The organism is Novosphingobium sp. NBM11 (genome assembly GCF_015390225.1).
Lineage (GTDB): Bacteria > Pseudomonadota > Alphaproteobacteria > Sphingomonadales > Sphingomonadaceae > Novosphingobium.
In genome coordinates this window covers 405,780-423,298 of record NZ_VUOG01000003.1, presented here as the reverse complement: position 1 = coordinate 423,298, position 17,519 = coordinate 405,780, and the positions used below count along the sequence as shown (strand labels likewise).

At 66.4% G+C, this 17,519-nt stretch carries 12 protein-coding genes; 6 read left to right on the top strand and 6 right to left on the bottom strand.

Annotated elements, in window-relative coordinates:
* Positions 1-72: 72 nt before the first annotated feature.
* The 4 genes from cysD (at position 73) to estDL136 (ending at position 4,665) form a co-directional block, all read left to right on the top strand.
* Entirely contained in the window at positions 73-993 is a 921-nt protein-coding gene (gene cysD, locus F1640_RS22230) for a sulfate adenylyltransferase subunit CysD (RefSeq protein ID WP_124810989.1), read from the top strand.
* Positions 993-2,918, top strand: a complete 1,926-nt coding sequence (gene cysN, locus F1640_RS22225) for a sulfate adenylyltransferase subunit CysN (protein ID WP_124810990.1) — start codon at positions 993-995, stop codon at positions 2,916-2,918. Before cysD ends, cysN begins: the two co-directional genes overlap by 1 nt.
* On the top strand, positions 2,915-3,655 hold the full coding sequence (locus F1640_RS22220; RefSeq protein ID WP_124810991.1) for a 3'(2'),5'-bisphosphate nucleotidase CysQ: 741 nt from the start codon (positions 2,915-2,917) through the stop codon (positions 3,653-3,655). The genes cysN and F1640_RS22220 overlap by 4 nt, the downstream gene beginning before the upstream one ends.
* 74 nt (positions 3,656-3,729) lie before the next feature.
* Positions 3,730-4,665 carry a chloramphenicol hydrolase gene (gene estDL136 / locus F1640_RS22215; RefSeq protein ID WP_124810992.1) on the top strand — a complete coding sequence of 312 codons (936 nt, stop codon included), beginning with the start codon at positions 3,730-3,732 and terminating at the stop codon, positions 4,663-4,665.
* A gap of 81 nt (positions 4,666-4,746) precedes the next feature.
* Here the strand turns inward: estDL136 and F1640_RS22210 are convergent, their stop codons facing one another.
* From F1640_RS22210 to F1640_RS22185, 6 genes are all read right to left on the bottom strand, one after another.
* Entirely contained in the window at positions 4,747-7,161 is a 2,415-nt protein-coding gene (locus F1640_RS22210) for a TonB-dependent receptor (protein ID WP_124810993.1), read from the bottom strand.
* Positions 7,162-7,326: 165 nt separating this feature from the next.
* The gene (locus F1640_RS22205; RefSeq protein WP_124810994.1) at positions 7,327-8,730 is read right to left on the bottom strand and encodes an efflux transporter outer membrane subunit; all 1,404 of its coding nucleotides are present in this window, start codon (positions 8,728-8,730) and stop codon (positions 7,327-7,329) included.
* The gene (locus tag F1640_RS22200; RefSeq protein ID WP_124810995.1) at positions 8,723-9,889 is read right to left on the bottom strand and encodes an efflux RND transporter periplasmic adaptor subunit; all 1,167 of its coding nucleotides are present in this window, start codon (positions 9,887-9,889) and stop codon (positions 8,723-8,725) included. Before F1640_RS22200 ends, F1640_RS22205 begins: the two co-directional genes overlap by 8 nt.
* On the bottom strand, positions 9,879-13,106 hold the full coding sequence (locus tag F1640_RS22195) for an efflux RND transporter permease subunit (protein ID WP_124810996.1): 3,228 nt from the start codon (positions 13,104-13,106) through the stop codon (positions 9,879-9,881). Before F1640_RS22195 ends, F1640_RS22200 begins: the two co-directional genes overlap by 11 nt.
* A gap of 152 nt (positions 13,107-13,258) precedes the next feature.
* A complete protein-coding gene (locus F1640_RS22190) occupies positions 13,259-14,629 on the bottom strand; it encodes a HAMP domain-containing sensor histidine kinase (RefSeq protein ID WP_124810997.1) in 1,371 nt (456 codons plus the stop codon).
* Entirely contained in the window at positions 14,619-15,299 is a 681-nt protein-coding gene (locus F1640_RS22185; RefSeq protein ID WP_124810998.1) for a response regulator transcription factor, read from the bottom strand. Before F1640_RS22185 ends, F1640_RS22190 begins: the two co-directional genes overlap by 11 nt.
* Before the next feature lie 195 nt (positions 15,300-15,494).
* Here F1640_RS22185 and F1640_RS22180 point away from each other — a divergent pair, with 195 nt between their 5' ends.
* The gene (locus F1640_RS22180; protein WP_124810999.1) at positions 15,495-15,914 is read left to right on the top strand and encodes a group II truncated hemoglobin; all 420 of its coding nucleotides are present in this window, start codon (positions 15,495-15,497) and stop codon (positions 15,912-15,914) included.
* Between the two features lie 406 nt (positions 15,915-16,320).
* A complete protein-coding gene (locus tag F1640_RS22175; protein ID WP_124811000.1) occupies positions 16,321-17,517 on the top strand; it encodes an AAA family ATPase in 1,197 nt (398 codons plus the stop codon).
* Positions 17,518-17,519: the final 2 nt, after the last annotated feature.

Below are 17,519 nucleotides of genomic sequence, written 5' to 3'. Positions count from 1 at the left end.
GCTCCCATATGGGAGCTTCATGGTCAAGCCGTTACGCCGATGTGACAGGCAGCCACTCCCACGGAGTCATCCATGTCCAGTTCGTTGCCCCGTTCCTCGCTGACCCATCTCGAACGGCTCGAGGCCGAAGCGATCCACATCATGCGCGAAGTCGTGGCCGAGGCCGAACGCCCCGTCATGCTCTATTCGGTGGGCAAGGACTCCGCCGTGATGCTGCATCTGGCGCGCAAGGCGTTCTATCCCTCGCCACCGCCCTTCCCGCTGCTGCATGTCGATACGACGTGGAAATTCCGCGACATGTACGCGCTGCGGGACCGGATGGCTTCGGAAAGCGGCATGGAACTGCTGGTCTATCGCAATCCCGAAGCGCTGGAGCGGGGCATCAACCCGTTCGATCACGGCGCGCTCCACACCGACATGTGGAAGACCGAGGGGCTGAAGCAGGCGCTCGACAAGTGGGGCTTCGACGCGGCCTTCGGCGGCGCGCGGCGCGACGAGGAGAAGAGCCGCGCCAAGGAGCGCATCTTCTCGTTCCGCACCGCCAGCCACGGCTGGGACCCCAAGAACCAGCGCCCCGAACTGTGGAGCACCTACAACGCCCGCAAGAACAAGGGCGAATCGATCCGCGTCTTCCCGATCAGCAACTGGACCGAGCTGGACATCTGGCAGTACATCCACTTGAACGACGTGCCGATCGTGCCGCTCTATTTTGCGGCCGAGCGCCCCACCGTGGAGCGCGACGGCATGCTGTTGATGGTCGATGACGATCGCTTCCCGCTGCGCCCCGGCGAGGAACCGGTGATGCGCTCGATCCGCTTCCGCACGCTGGGCTGCTATCCGCTGACCGGCGCGGTCGAAAGCAGTGCCGCCACGCTGCCGCAGGTGATCCAGGAAACGCTGCTGACCACCACCAGCGAGCGCCAGGGCCGCGCCATCGACAAGGATGCGGGCGGCGCGGGCATGGAAGTGAAGAAGCAGCAGGGGTACTTCTGATGTCCGAAGCAGACGTCATCTACAAGACCGATGCCCTCATCGCCGAGGACATCGACGCTTATCTCGAAACGCATCGCAACAAGACGATGCTGCGCTTCATCACCTGCGGTTCGGTGGATGACGGCAAGTCCACGCTGATCGGCCGGCTGCTGTATGATTCGAAGATGATCTTCGAGGACCAGCTCGCCGCGCTGGAAGCCGACAGCAAGCGCGTGGGCACGCAGGGGCAGGAGATCGACTTCGCGCTGCTGGTCGATGGCCTTGCCGCCGAACGCGAACAGGGCATCACGATCGACGTCGCCTATCGCTTCTTCGCCACCGAAAAGCGCAAGTTCATCGTTGCCGACACACCCGGCCACGAACAGTACACGCGCAACATGGTGACCGGCGCCTCCACCGCCGATCTCGCCGTGATCCTGATCGACGCGCGCAAGGGCATGCTGACGCAGACGCGGCGGCACTCGTATCTCGCGCACCTGATCGGCATCCGCCACATCGTGCTGGCGGTGAACAAGATGGACCTTGTCGATTACGACCACGCCGTGTTCGACGGCATCGTCAAGGACTACACCGCCTTCGCGCGCTCGATCGGCATCGAAACCTTCGTGCCGATCCCGATTTCCGGCTTCAAGGGCGACAACATCACCGCGCTTTCGGCGAACACTCCCTGGTACCATGGGCCGGCGCTGATGGAACACCTGGAGACGGTGGAAGTCGACGCTACCATCGACCAGACCAAGCCGTTCCGTCTGCCGGTGCAGTGGGTCAACCGCCCCAACCTCGATTTCCGGGGCTTCTCGGGCCAGATCGCGACCGGTTCGGTGAAGCCGGGCGACGCGGTGCGCGTGCTGCCTTCGGGCAAGACCAGCACCGTCACACGCATCGTCACGCTCGATGGCGATCTGGAGGAAGCGGTCGCCGGCCAGTCGATCACGCTGTGCTTCGCCGACGAAATCGACTGTTCGCGGGGCGACGTCATCGCCGCCGCCGACAATCCGCCGCAGGCCGCCGACCAGTTCGAGGCGACGTTCGTGTGGATGGCCGACGAGGCCCTGATCCCCGGCCGCGCCTACTGGCTCAAGCTGGGCACGCAGACGGTTTCGGCAACGGTGCAGCAGCCCAAGTACACCGTCAACGTCAACACCATGGAGCAGCTGGCCGCCAAGACGCTGGACCTCAACGCCATCGGCGTGGCCGAACTGACGACCGACCGCGCAGTGGTGTTCGAACCCTATGCCGAAAGCCGCGCGCTGGGCGGGTTCATCCTGATCGACAAGATCACCAATGCCACGGTGGCGGCGGGGATGCTGAACTTCAGCCTGCGGCGCGCGCAGAACGTCCACTGGCAAGCGCTCGACGTGACCCGCAAGGCGCATGCCGCGCTCAAGCACCAGACGCCCGCGGTGCTGTGGTTCACCGGGCTGTCCGGCTCGGGCAAGTCCACGATCGCCAACCTCGTGGAAAAGAAGCTCCACGCATCGGGCAAGCACACGTTCCTGCTCGATGGCGACAACGTGCGCCACGGGCTGAACAAGGATCTCGGCTTTACCGAGGCGGACCGCATCGAGAATATCCGCCGCGTGGGCGAAGTGGCCAAGCTGATGACCGACGCCGGCCTGATCGTGCTGACCGCCTTTATCAGCCCGTTCCGCGCCGAACGCGAGATGGTGCGCGCGATGCTGCCCGAAGGCGAATTCATCGAAGTGTTCGTCGACACCCCGCTGGAGGAAGCCGAGCGGCGCGACGTGAAAGGCCTCTACAAGAAGGCGCGGTCCGGCCAGCTCAAGAACTTCACCGGCATCGACAGCCCCTATGAAGCCCCCGAGCGGCCGGAAATCCGCATCGACACCACGCGCGAAACACCCGAAGATGCCGCCGAACGCATTGTCGAGCGCGTGATCGGCAGCTGGAGCCCCGTGATATGAACGACGCCGAACTGGCCGCCCACCTCGCCGAAGTGGCGGGCAAGCTGCTGATCACGGTGCGCGAAAGCGGGATGCTGAGCCTCAAGGCGCTGGGCAAGGCGGGCGATGCCACCGCCAACCAGTTCCTCTGCCACGCGCTGCGCGAACAGCGCCCGGACGATGCGCTGCTGTCCGAAGAGGAGAAGGACAGCCCCGAACGGCTCGCCGCCGCGCGCGTGTGGATCGTCGATCCCGTCGACGGCACGCGCGAATATGGCGAGGCGCGGACCGACTGGGCGGTCCATGTCGGGCTGGCGGTGAACGGCGCACCGGTGCTGGGCGCGGTGGCGCTGCCCGGCGCCGGGGTGATACTGCGCTCCGACCGGCCGATCCCCCTTCCCCCCGCGCCCGCGCGGCTGCGCATGGTCGTCAGCCGCACGCGCCCCGCGCCAGAGGCGACCGCCGTAGCCGCACGGCTCGGCGCGGACCTGGTGCCGATGGGTTCGGCCGGAGCGAAGGCCATGGCCGTGATCCGGGGGCAGGCGGATATCTACCTGCATTCGGGCGGGCAGTACGAATGGGATTCCTGCGCGCCGGTCGCCGTCGCGCTGGCCCATGGCCTCCATGCCAGCCGCATCGACGGCAGCCCGCTCGTGTACAACCAGCGCGATACCTACATGCCCGACCTGCTCATCTGCCGGAAGGAACACGCGCAACACGTGCTCGATCTGGTGCGCGACGTGCGCGTGGAGGCATGATCACGCGCTAGCCTGGACACGGCACCGCGGCGCGATCCGACAGAAATGAAGATGCGGAAGGGGAGAGTGGTTTCATGGCGTTGAATGCACAAGTCGAAGCCCTGCTCGCGATGTTCGCGCAGATGCCGCCCGTCGATTTCGCCGCGATCTCCGCACGGGCACTGCGCGAAATCAACGACCAGCGACCGATGCAGATGGGGCCGCCGCCCGCCGTGGCGATCGTCGAGGACCTGGCGCTGGACCTTGCCGGGCGGACGATCCCGGCGCGGCTCTACGTTCCCGAAGGTTCGGGCGAGAACCCGCCCCTGGTGATCTACTACCATGGCGGCGGCTGGGTGATCGGCACGCTCGATACGCACGACGGAACCTGCCGCGCGCTCGCGCGGGCCAGCGGCGCGGCGGTGCTTTCCATCGGCTACCGGCTGGCGCCCGAGCACCCCTTCCCGGCCCCGTTCGACGATTGCTACGACGCGGTCGTCTGGGCGCGGGACCATGCCACCGATCTGGGAGTGGACGGCACCCGGATCGCCGTGGCGGGGGACAGCGCCGGTGGCAACCTGGCGGCGGCGGTGGCGATCCGCGCGCGCGACGAAGGCGGACCGGCGCTGCGCCACCAGTTGCTGATCTATCCCGTCACCGATGCCGATTTCTCGCTGCCATCCTATGCCGCCAACGGCGGCGGGCAGTATTTCCTCTCCACCGCCGCCATGCGCTGGTTCTGGGACCAGTATGTCGGAACCGAGGCTGACGGGCATATCCACGGCGCAACCGTGCTGCGCACCGAAAACCTTTCCGGGCTGCCGTCCGCCACGGTCATCACCGCGCAATACGATCCGCTGCGCGACGAAGGCGTCGCCTATGCGGAACGGCTGGCGTCCGCCGGCGTGCCGGTGGAGGCGGAGGAAGCGCCGGGCATGATTCACGGCTTCTTCTCGATGTTCGCGTTCGTGCCGGATGCCGTGGCCTATATCAATCGCGCCGGCGCGCGCCTGAAGGCGGCGCTGGCCTGATCGAAGAAAAGGGGTGGATGGCCATGCCACCCACCCCAGTTTTGCGCAGGGTGAGGATCCTGCGCGCCCTTCGATAGCTCGTCAGAAGTTGATAGAGGCTTCGAGGCCGAACGTGCGCGGCGGGTTGAAGTTGCCGTAATCGCCCAGCACCGCATCGTTCGCGCCCGAGCGGCGATAGATATGCGTTTCGTTGAACAGGTTGCGCGCCCAGGCGGCGACCGTCAGCTTCTGGCCGTTGCCGTTCATCGGAATGTCCGCCAGCGCGAGTCGGCCGTTGACGATGAAGCTGTCGTCCGTCTTCACGTTCTCGGACTGGAAGCTGTACATGCTGCTCGCGTAGTTGGCATCGATGTGGAAGCGCAGAGCGGTGCCCGCGGCATTGAGCGGCACTTCGTAATCCGCGTAGGCCGAAGCCGCGTTGCGGGGCGTGTACACCACGAAGACCTGCGTCAACTGCCCGAACGTCGGCCCCGGGTTCGGGTTCGCCGTGGCGGGGATGTTTGTGTAGGTATAGGCATAGGACGCGCCCAGCGTCATGTTCTCGACCGGACGCACCGTCAGGTCCGCTTCCACGCCGCGGATCTTGGAGGTGCCCGGCGCATTGGCGGTGTTTTCGGTGTGCAGGTTGTAGGTCGGGTTGGGTGAACCATCGGCCAGGAACTGCAAGGTATCGACGTTGTCGAAATCGATCTGCGTGCCGGTGCGATCCATGATGTAGCCGGCAAGGTTCAGGCGCACCTTGTGATCCAGGAAGTCCATCTTCGCGCCGAGTTCGTAGGCCTTGACCTTTTCCGGCCCGAACGCGCCGAACGTGCTCGACCGGTCGTTGGCGCCGCCGGCGCGGTAGCCGGTGGAATACTTGGCATAGACGTTCACGCCGGAGGACAGGTCATAGGCCAGCGTGACCATCGGATCGAACCGGTCCTTGTCGAACCGGAACGTCCACGGCGTGGCGACGCCCGAAACCGTGGTCAGCGCGCCATTGCGCTTGTCCTTGGTATAGCGGCCGCCGACGGTGATGTGCAGCGGATCGATCGGCGACCAGGTGACCTGCGCGAAGGCGGCATAGCTGCGGGCCGTGGCATGGCTGTCGCGCTGGATGAAGCGCGAGCCATAGGCCCAGCCGTTGTTCGACGAGGTGATCGCGCCGTTCACGATCTCGCTGTTGATGATGTAGCCGGTGCCGTCCGCGTTCCAGGTGTTCGACGAAGGCGTCGCCGCCGATTCCTGGGCGTTTTCGGTGAAATAGTAGAGGCCGACCACATAGTCGAAGCGCGCCACGCTGCCCACCGCCTGCAGTTCCTGGCTGAACTGGCGCTGGTGCAGGTCGGAAAGGCTGTAGCGGCTGAACGTGGCGTTCGGCAGGAACACCGTGCGGTGCGCGCCGCCGGAATTGTCCCACTGGTTGGTGGTCACGCCGCGCCATGCGGTGATCGAGCGCAGTTCGAGGCCCGGGCTGACCTTGTACTTGAGCACGGCGGAGAACCCGTCGGTCTTGTCCACGCTCGGCTGCTGCGGCACGCCGATGTCCGCAACCGACATGCGCTGGTTGCCGCTCACCACCACCAGCGGCGAAAGCGGCGCGATAAAGCCCTTGGGCAGCTTGCCGCCGTTGGCCTGGATCTGCGCCAGCGTGGCAACCGGCAGGCCATTGGGGTTGTAGTTGATCAACTGGCTGTAGAACGGCGTGTTCTCATCGCGCGACTGATCATAGGAAAACTCGGCCGAAAAGCCGTCGAACGGCTTCCACAGGGCCGTGGCACGGCCACCGACGCGCTGATACTGGTTCCAGCCCGCCTGCCCCGCCAGCGGGTTCTTCACGGTCGGGTCCTGATGCTGGACCACGCCGTCCAGCTTGAAGGCGATGTTGTGGAATTCGGGCAGATTCACGTGCAGTTCGCCGTTGTAGCTGCCGTAATTGCCCACGCCCGCCAGCACCCGGCCGCCGAACTCGCCGGTGGGCTGCGCGGTAACGATGCTGACCGCGCCGCCTTCGGTGTTGCGGCCGAACAGCGTGCCCTGCGGTCCGCGCAGGACTTCCACGCGCTGCACATCGAACAGCGCAGCGTTCAGCCCCTGCTGGCGACCCAGATAGACGCCGTCGAGATAGACGCCCACGCCCTGGTCGCGCGCGGTCTGGTTGGCGTCGAACGGCACGATGCCGCGAATGCCGACCGTCAGCGCCGACTGGCGCGCTTCGAACGTGGCCACGCGCAGCGACGGGATGGCGCCATCGGCCAGATCGATCAGGCTTTGCACGTGGCGATCGCGGATGACCGTGGGAGTTACCACGGAAATGGCGATCGGGGTCTTCTGCAGATTGGTCTCGCGCTTGGTCGCGGTGACGACGATCTGCTCCAGCCCGCGGCCGGATTCGGGGCTTTCCGCCTCGGCGGCGGCGGCGGGTGTCGCATCGTCAGCGGCGTGCGCCATGGCGGGCGCGAACGCGAGCGGAAGCGCCAGCGGCAGGGCCGCCAGCGACGTATGGAACTTCATTTCCGAATTCCTCCCTGGGGTGATGGACGGGCTGCGACGATCGCTTGCGCCCAAGTCCTTCGACACCGCGGGAGCTAACTTTAGTAATTTGCATTCACGTTACAGAAACAGTGTGGAAAATTAACTTTAGGTAATCTTCGGCAGATTCCTGCGCGACCGCCACGATCAGGCCCAGCCGCCACCCACGGCCTTGAACAACCCGACGGTCGCTTGCTGCCGGCGCGTGTCGATCTCGATCGCCTGCCGCTGCGTCCGCAGCGCGGTGGTTTGCGCCATCACCACGTCCAGGTAGCTCACCGCGCCCTTCTCGTACCGCCGCGTTGCCAGCTGCTCCACCTGCGCCGCCTGTTGCGCCGCGCGCTCTTCGGCGGCCGCTTCGTCTCCCAGGTGATGCAGACGCGACAGTCCGTCCTCGACATCCTGCATCGCGCCCAGCACGCGCAGGCGATAGTCCGCCGTGGCCTGCTCCCACCCGGCCCTCGCTTCGGCAACGCGCGCCCGGTTGCGACCGCCATCGAACAGCGTCAGCAGGACGTTGGGACCGACCGACCAGAACAGGTTGGGCGCGCTGGCCAGGCCCGCCAGCGCGGTGTTCTGGACACCCCCCTGCCCGCCCAGCAAAAGCGAAGGGAAGAAGGCCGCTTTGGCAACGCCGATCCGGCGGTTGGCGGCGAACATCCGGCGTTCGGCCGCCGCCACGTCTGGCCGGCGCTGCAGCAACGTCGATGGCAGGCTGACCGGCACCTCCGGCATGGGCAACGGCGCGGAGGAAGCGGCGATCGAGAAGCCCGATGGCGTGGTTCCGATGAGCGCGGCAATCGCATGTTCGGTTAGCGCACGGGCGTTGCGCAGATCGGCCAATTGGCCCTGCGCCTCGGCAAGCTGCGTGGCCGATTGCCCGGTTTCCATGCCGTTTGCGATACCGCCCGCGAACCGCCGGCGCGTCATGGCATCGGCGCGGGAATAGGCATCGACCGTCCTTTGCAGCAGATCGATCTCGCGATCGTAGCCGCGCAGGGCGATGTAATCCGTCGCAAGCTGCGCTTGCAGCGAAACCCGCACGGCCGCCAGATCGTCGGCACTGGCCTCCGCATCGGCACGACCGGCCGCGACGCTGTTGCGTACCCGCCCCCAGAGATCGGCCTCGTAGCTCACCTGCGCGCCCAGCGTATCGGCAGCATAAAGGTCTGGCTGCTTCTGTCCGCGCAGCGGGCGATTGTCCGACTGGCGGTTCTGCGTAACCGTCGCCTGCGCCCCGATCTGCGGGAACAGGCCCGCGCGCACTTCGGCGAGATAGGCCCGCGCCAGATCATAGCGGCCGACCGCCACCGCCAGCGATGGATTATCGGTGGCGAGCCGGGTTTCCAGCGCATCTAGCGTGCCATCGCCGAACGCGGTCCACCAGGTTTGCGACGGCGCCGCATCGCCGGGCGCGGCCGGCGTCCATGAGCCGGCCTCCGCATACGTCGCCGGCACCGACACGGCGGGCGGCTGGTAGGGCGGCGCCATCGAGCAACCCGCCAGCGCGGTAAGCCCCAGCAGCGCGGCCAGCGCGCGACGGTCAGCCATGGCGGCTCTCGTCGACATGGACCGCTTCGCCCGTGGCGATCGAATCCGGCGGGTTGTCGACGATGCGCATGCCCGGAGAAAGGCCGGCAAGGACCTCGACCGTGCTGCCGAGATCGCGCCCCAGCGTGACGCGAACAAGGCGGACTTTCGAATCCGCCCCCACGGTCGCGACCTGGGTGCCGGCGGCGCGGAACACCAGCGCGCTGGAAGGAATTGCCACGGCTCCCGTGCTGCCCGGCAGATCGAACGAAACCTGCGCATAGCCCCCCGCGCGCAGCACCTGCCCCGGATTGTCGGCAACAAGCTGGACCTGCAGGGTCCCGGTCTGCGGATTAATCGCGTCCGACGTGCCGACAAGGCGCGCGGTGAACTGCCGGCCCGGATAGTCGGGCACGGTCAACCGCGCCTGCAAGCCCGGCTTCATCGCCGCCGCGTAATTCTGCGGCACGCCGACGTAGAGGCGGATGCGGCTGATGTCGGCGATCGTGAACATCGGTTGCTGGCTGGACGCGCCGGGACCAACAAGGTCGCCAATGTCGGCATTGCGGGCGGTGACCACGCCGGCAAACGGGGCGCGGATGGTGGCATAGGCCTTCATCGCCAGAAGCCGGCCGAGATCGGCCTCAGCGCCGCGTACCGTCGCCACCTGCACGGCCAGATTGCCGTTCTTCTCGTCCGCCTCCTGTTGCGACACCGAATGATCGGTCAACAGGTCGTTCCAGCGGGCCGCCGTGCTGCGCGCAAGGCCGGCGCCGGCCCGCGCCCGCGCCAGGGACGCCCGCGCCGCGACGATCTGCTGATCCAGTTCCGGCGTATCGATCCGCCCCAGCGGCGTCCCCAGCCCCACGGCTGAGCCGATGTCGCGATCCCAGGACCGGACGTAGCCCGGCACGCGCGCGAAGATGTGCGCGGTGTTCCACGCCGCCATCGTGCCGGGCAGTTCGAGCTGCCCGTTCGCATCGGCGCCGCGCACGGGGATGAGGTGAACCGTGGGCAGCGAGCGCGCGTCGCTCCACGCTTGCGCGCGGCTGGTGTCGCTGGTGCGGCTGATCATGCCGGCGGCCACCACGGCCAGCGCCAGCGCTCCGGCAACGATCCCGGCGGTTTTCAGCCCCCGTGGGGACGCGGCCGGCGTTTCGGCAAGCCGTTCACTCTGCATGGACAAGGTCTCCCGTGGAAGAATGGGGCGCGGCATCGGGCGCGAGGCGGTCCTTGCGATGCGCGATGGAGAAGACGACCGGCACAAACACCAGCGTGGCGATCGTGGCGCAGATCAGGCCGCCGATGACGGCACGGCCAAGCGGCGCGTTCTGCTCGCCGCCCTCGCCCAGCCCCAGCGCCATCGGCGCCATGCCGATGATCATGGCCAGCGCGGTCATCAGCACCGGACGGAAGCGGGTCGATCCGGCTTCCACCGCGGCGGTCACCGCATCGCCCACGGCGGCAAGGCGTTCCCGGGCGAAGCTCACCACCAGCACCGAATTGGCGGTGGCAACGCCCATGCACATGATCGCTCCGGTAAGCGCCGGCACCGACAGCGGCGTGTGCGTGGCGAACAGCATCCAGGCGATGCCCGCCAGCGCGGCCGGCAGGGCCGAGACGATCACGGTGGGATCGATCCAGCTCTGGAAGTTCACCACGATCAGCAGGTAGATCAGTGCGATCGCGCCCAGCAGGCCAAGGACCAGGCCGACGAACGCGGTGTTCATCGTTTCCACCTGGCCGCGCAACTTCACCGTCGCGCCCTTGGGCAGGTCCGCCTTCGTCGCGTCCAGCACCTTCTGCACATCACCGGCGACGGCCCCCAGATCGCGGCCTTGCGTCGTCGCGTAGACGTCGAACGCCGGCTGAACGGCATAGTGCGAGATCACGGCGGCCGAAGGTTCGCGATGCATCGTGCCGAGCGCGCCCAGAAGCTGCACGTCGCCGGGCCGGCCGCCGCTGACCGGGATGTTCTGGAGATCGGGGATGGTGTCCGTCCGGTACTGCGGCGTCTGGACGACGATGGGATAGGACACGCCGTTGCGGGGGTTGAGCCAGAACGCGGGAGCAACCTGGAAGCTGCCGGCAAGGTTCACGGAAAGGCTTTTCGTCACGTCGTTCTCGGTCACCCCGACGCGGTCGGCGGCGGTGCGATCGACGTCGAACCGCAGTTCCGGATAACTGCTGGCCTGTTGCAGGCGCACGTCGGCGATGCCGCCCACGTGCTGCATCCGCGCCACCAGTTCGCGCGCATAGGCTTCGTTCTCGCGCACGTTCGGACCGGTCACCATGACGTCGATGGGCGCGGGCGAACCGAAGTTCAGGATCTGGCTGATGATGTCGGCCGGCAGGAACGAGAACGTCGATCCCGGGAAGACCCGGGGCAACCGTTCGCGCAAGGCACGGACATAGCCCGCCGTGGGCCGGTGCCCTTCGCCCAGCGTGACGAGGATATCGCCGTCCTGCGGGCCGACGCCGCCGGTGTTGGAATAGGCGCGGTTGATCCCCGACACCGGCAGGCCGATGTTGTCCACCACCGACACCAGTTCGTCCTTCGGCACGGTGCGCCGGATCTCGTCCTCGATATGGTCGAACAGCGCCGCCGTTTCCTCCAGCCGCGTGCCCACGGGCGCGCGGACATGCAGGCTGATTTGCCCGGAATCGACGCTCGGAAAGAAGTTGCGGCCAAGGAACGGCACCAGCGCCAGCGATGCCAGGACCACCGCCATGAAGGCCGGGACGAACACCCTGCGCCGCTCCAGCGCGAACACCAGAACCGACACGTAATAGGCGCGCACTTTCTCGAACCGGTGCTCGAACCCCTGCTGGAAACGCCGCAGCGGATGGCCGCGCGGCGCGCGCCCCGCCAGTGCGTCGTGGCTCGCCATGATCTCCGCCGTGTGCTGCGAGGCGTGGTCGCGCAGCAGGTAGTTGCTCATCGTCGGCACCAGCGTGCGCGACAGGACGAAGCTGGCGATCATGGCGAAAACCACCGCCTTGGCCATCGGCGCGAACAGGAAGCCGGCGACGCCGGGCAGGAAGAACATCGGCACGAAGGCGATGCAGATGCACAGCAGCGACACGAAGGCCGGGCGCACGATCTGCTCCGCGCCGTCCATGATCGCGGCGCGCACGGTCTTGCCCTGCTCCAGATGCCAGTTGATGTTCTCGATGGTGACCGTGGCGTCATCGACAAGGATGCCGACGGCGAGCGCCAGTCCGCCCAGCGTCATGATGTTGAGCGTTTCGCCCGCCGCCGACAACCCGGCGACCGCGGCCAGAATCGCGAGAGGGATGGATGTCGCGATAATGACCGTCGATCGCCAGGAACCGAGGAACAGCAGAATCATCAGCGAGGTAAGGCCCGCCGCGATCACGCCTTCGCGCACCACGCCCGACACGGCCGCCTTCACGAACAGCGACTGGTCCGACAGCAGCTGCACCTTGAGATCGGCGGGAAGCGTCTCCTTGAGTTTGGGCAGCAGCGCCTTGACCTGATCGACGATGGCGATGGTGGAAGCGGAGCCGGACTTGAGGATCGTCATCAGCACGGCGCGGCCACCGTCCACGCGCACCTCGTTGCGCTGCGGCGGCGAACCATCGCGAACATGCGCCACGTCGCGCATATAGACCGTGGTGCCATCGACCGTGCGGATCGGCAGATTGTTGAGCTGATCGACCACTTCCGGGCTGTTGTTCAGCCGGATATTGTATTCGTACTGGCCGATCTTGGCCGTCCCGGCGGGCACGATCTGGTTCTGCGCCGCCAGCGCCAGGCCGACGTCGGTGGCGGAAAGGTGGCGCGCGACCAGCGCCGCCGGGTCGAGATCGATCTGGATCTGGCGTTCGCGCCCGCCATAGGGCGAAGGAATCGCCGCGCCCTGCACCGATGCCAGCGACGGACGGATGAAGTTCTGCCCCAGATCGAAGATCTTCTGTTCGGACAGGCCCTTGGACGACAGCGCCATTTGCAGGATGGGCACCGTGGAGGCGTTGTAGTTCAGGATCAGCGGCGGGGTGATGCCCGGCGGCATCTGCTTGAGCACCGTCTGCGAAACCGACGTGACCTGCGCCGTCGCCGTGCGGATATCCACGCCGGGACGGAAGAAGATCTTCACCACGCCGATCCCGTTCAGCGACTGGCTTTCGATATGGTCGATGTCGTTGACCGTCGTGGAAAGCTGGCGTTCGTAATAATAGACGACCCGGCCCGACATATCCTCCGGCGGCAGGCCGCGATAGGTCCATACCGCCGCGATCACCGGGATGCGGATGTCGGGGAAAATGTCGGTGGGTGTCCGCACCCAGGCGATCGAGCCGGACAGCACGATCAGGATGGCGAGGACGACGAAGGTATAGGGCTTGCTCAAGGCAAGCTTGACCAGTTGCAGCATGGCAGTTCCGCAAATCGCGCTCGCGCAACCAGGGCCGGAAGGGGGGAGGCTGGTTGCGCGAGCGCCAAAGTTTGCCGTGGTCGCCCGTTGCGTGCGCCGCCGGCCGGCGCTTCAATCGCGCCGGCGCGGCCCGAGCGCCAGTGAAATGAATTTCACCTTGCCTGTTGCGCTTCCACAGGCGCGACGATGCGCGCGCGCAGGCCCGGTTCCGCCGGCAGAAGCTCCAGCGCGAAGTGGTGCAGATGCACGATCGCGGCCACCACGCTGAGGCCCAGCCCCGATCCGGGAACAGCCGCGGACGCCACGCCCCGATCATAGCGCCGCAGCACGGCCTGCAACTGGTCCATCGGAATACCCGGACCGTTATCGCACACCTCGATCGCCACGAATCCATCGTCCTTCGCCAGCCGGATGGACACGCACCCACCCTCCGGCGCGAACTTGATCGCATTGTCGACAAGGTTGCTGAAGGCCTCGAAGATCAGCTTCTCGTCGCAGTACAAGCGCACCGGCTCCGCACCGTCCCATCGCAACGCGACATCGCGCTCCTCGGCGAGCGGGCCGTACAGTTCGACCACCGCGTCCAGCAGCCGATCGATGCGGCTCGTCGCGAAACCCTGGCGGCGGCCGGACGCCTCCAGCTCGGAAATGCGCAGCAACGCCGCGAACCGCGCCAGAACGAGATCGAGATCGGCCATGGCCGCCTCGATCCGCACGACATCCGCCGGTGCCATGTCCGGATCGCGGCTGGCGCGATAGAGCTGGTTGCGCACCCGGGTCAGCGGCGTGCGCAGATCGTGCGCGATCGCGTCGGTGACGGATTTCACCTGGTCGACGGTGCGCTCCACCTCCCCGATCATGCGGTTCACGGTTCCGGCAAACAGGTCCAGTTCATCGCCGCGCCCCTCGATCGGCATCCGTGCTGCCAGCCGGCCCGAACCGATCTCCAGCGCCACGCGCTGCAGACGGTCCACGCGTCGGAGCGGCCCAAGGCTGACAGCGAACCCCGCCGCCAGCAGCAAGGGCGCCACGAACAGGCCGCTGAGGACGAGAATTTCCACCATCCGCCCGCGCAGATCGACGATGGGCCGCACATCGCGGCCGACCATGAGCAGCGCTCCGCCCGAGGTTCGCGCGGCAAGGATGCGCAACGGCCCGCGCACGTCCGGCCCGTCATCGCGCTCATAGGGATGCCCGATGACCAAGGGCGGGCTCGCTCCCATGTCTCCCGCCAGCCAGCGTCCGCCCGGAGAGAGCAGGCCGAAGTGGTTGAGACCGCTGACACTTGTCGCCGATGATTTATCGATTTCCCCCGGCAGGTCCGCCTCCGGCAAGGCCGCCAGCCGCGCGATTTCCGTGCGGAGGATGCGATCGCTACGGTCGTTCAGTTCGCGCTCGGTCAGGCTGTAGATGATCAGCAGAAGCAGAAGCACGCCGACGGTCGCGGCCCCGCCCAGTGCCAGCGTCAGCCGGAAGGTGCTGGTCTTGCGAATGTCGCGCAGATGCGGCCAGTCACCCGGCATCGAAGCGGTATCCCTCCCCCTTCACCGTCGCGATCAGCGACGCGTGCCCTGGTCGATCGATCTTCTTGCGCAACCGCGCGATGTGCACGTTGATGAGGTTGGCGCCCGGATCGAAATAATACCCCCACACGCGTTCGAAGATGATCTGCCGCGTGACGATCTCGCCCGCATTGCGCATCAGGAATTCCAGCAGGCGGAACTCCATGTGCAGCAACCGCACCGGATCACCATCGACGCGCACCTCGCGCCGGATCAGGTCCATCTCGACCGGTCCGCCCCGCAGCATGGCGGCAGCCGTTTCCAGTTGCCGGCGCCGACGCAGCAGAACTTCCACCCGCATCGCCATCTCGTCCGGCGCGAAGGGCTTGATCAGATAGTCGTCGCCCCCGGCGCGCAGCCCGTCGATCCGCGCATCGACGTCACCCAGCGCGCTGATCATCAGCACCGGCGTGACGATGCCGGCGGCGCGCAGCCGCGCCACGACGGCTAGGCCATCGAGGCCGGGCAGCATCCGGTCCAGCGTGATCGCATCGAACGGTTCGCGCAGGGCGCGCTCCAGGCCGTTCTGCCCATCCGCCTCGGCGTGGACGGTGTGACCGTGCACGCGCAATTCGTCCGCAATCTCGCGCGCCGTTTCGGCATCATCTTCAATGACGAGAATGGAAGCCATGTGCACCGTCGATCGGGCCGCTGCCCTGAAAGCCCGCACCTCATAGCGAACAGGGCCGGTGCGGCGCACGTTACATCTGCGTCACGTGGTTTGCCGCATTCCGCGCACGGCGCGCGGAGCCAGGCCGCCACGATGCCGCTTGATTTCCTGCGCGGCATCGCGTGAATGCGCGGTCGCACACGGACAGGACACGGCATGACGGACATCCCCGCGCCCGCAAGCGCCACACCCTACGAGACGCTGGGCGGCGAACCGTTCGTGCGCGCGCTTTGCGCCCGTTTCTATTCGCTGATGGATACCCTGCCCGAAGCCGCCGCCTGCCGGAACGTGCATCCGCCGTCGCTGGCCCGGGCGGAAGAAAAACTGTTCGAGTATCTTACGGGCTGGCTGGGCGGCCCGCCGCTCTATACGGACAAGTACGGCCACCCCCGCTTACGCCAGCGCCACTTCGTCGCGGCCATCGGACCGGACGAGATCGAGGGCTGGCTGCTGTGTTTCCATCGCGCATGGAACGAACTGGCGGAACCCTCTCCGGTGGCAGATGCCATCCTCACCAAGATCGACGCCCTGGGTTGGCACATGCGCAACCAGGCGGGTGCCGCGCCAGTGGCCTGATCCATCGTCCGGAATCCGAATCGGCGCGGCGACGCACGGCGCCCGAATCGATTCTCATTTGTCCCGGCGGCTCGATCGGAACGCGCCGATGGCCCGATGACGGGCAATCCCAATAAAAGTATTTGTTTACAAGTGGTTAACAAACTCTCCCGGAAACGGCCCGTAGAGACGAAAAATCCGCCCTCCGGTAGTCGTGTGTAGGGTGCACGCCTTTTTGCGCTCTACGGGGCTCTGAGGGCAAAATCCGGCCAGGAAGGGCCAATGTTCGCCCGAAAGATGCGCGAACGGGGGGCGTATCGGGCCAGAACGCGCTTTCCTGAACCCGTAATGCATCATCCGTTGCTTGTTGAAGCACTTTCATGCATGTATTCTGAACAAAGCTTCATATCCGCGCGCGGGGCAGTCCATGAATGAAATCGTAGCCCAGATCGGCGATCTTGCCGATGCCGGCGAAAAGATGATCGAGCGGCTGCGGCGCAAGGCCTTTCTGCCCGAAAGCCGCAAGGGGCTCAACTTGCGCTTCGGCATTGCCGAGGCAGCGCAACTGCTGGGCTGCTCCACCAACCGCATCCGGATGGCGGAGGACGACGGACGCCTGCCCCCTCCCCCGGCGGGAGAGAACGGCCGGCGCGTGGGCTACACCATCGAAGAGCTGCTCAACATGCGCGAAGTGCTGGGTGCTGCGCCGCATCGCGCCCCGCTCGACGTTCCCGCCGTGATCGCGGTGCAGAACTTCAAGGGCGGCGTGGGGAAGTCCACGGTCACCACTCACCTCGCGCACTACTTCGCCGTCCAGGGTTACCGCGTACTGGTGGTGGACTGCGACAGCCAGGCAACCACCACCACGCTGTTCGGCTTCAACCCGCACTTCAACATCACGCGCGAGGAAACGCTCTACCCGTACCTCTCGATCGATCCGACCCAGGCCGACCTGCTCTATGCCGTGAAGCGCACGCCCTGGCCCAACGTGGACCTGATCCCGTCGAACCTCGAACTGTTCGATGTCGAGTACGAACTGGCCGCAGGCGGCGCCGATGGACAGTCCGTCCTCGCCGCGCGCTTTCGCAAGCTCAAGGCGGGCCTGATGGACCTCGCGCGCGATTACGACGTGGTGATCCTCGATCCGCCGCCGGCGCTGGGCACCATCAGCCTTGCGGTGATGCAGGCGGCCAACGCGCTGCTCGTGCCGCTGGCGGCGACGACGCCGGACTTCTGCTCGACGGTCCAGTTCCTGTCGATGATGGACCAGGTGATCGCGCAACTCGTGTCCGCAGGCATCACCGTCGATTACAATTTCGTCCGCCTGATCTGCTCCAAGTTCGACAGCAACGATCCCAGCCATGCGATGATCCGCACGGTCATGGAACAGACATTCGGGCCGGCCCTCCTCCCCGTTCCGATCCTCGAATCCGCCGAGATCAGCCATGCCGCGATGCGGATGATGACGGTGTACGAACTCGAAAAGCCGATCGGCACGCCAAAGACGCACAAGCGCAGCAAGGCCAATCTCGACGAAGCGCTGGGCCAGATCGAGCAACTGGTCCGGCAAGGCTGGGGCCGCGTGGCCCCGGCGCGCGAGGAGGATGTCCTCAATGCCGCATGATC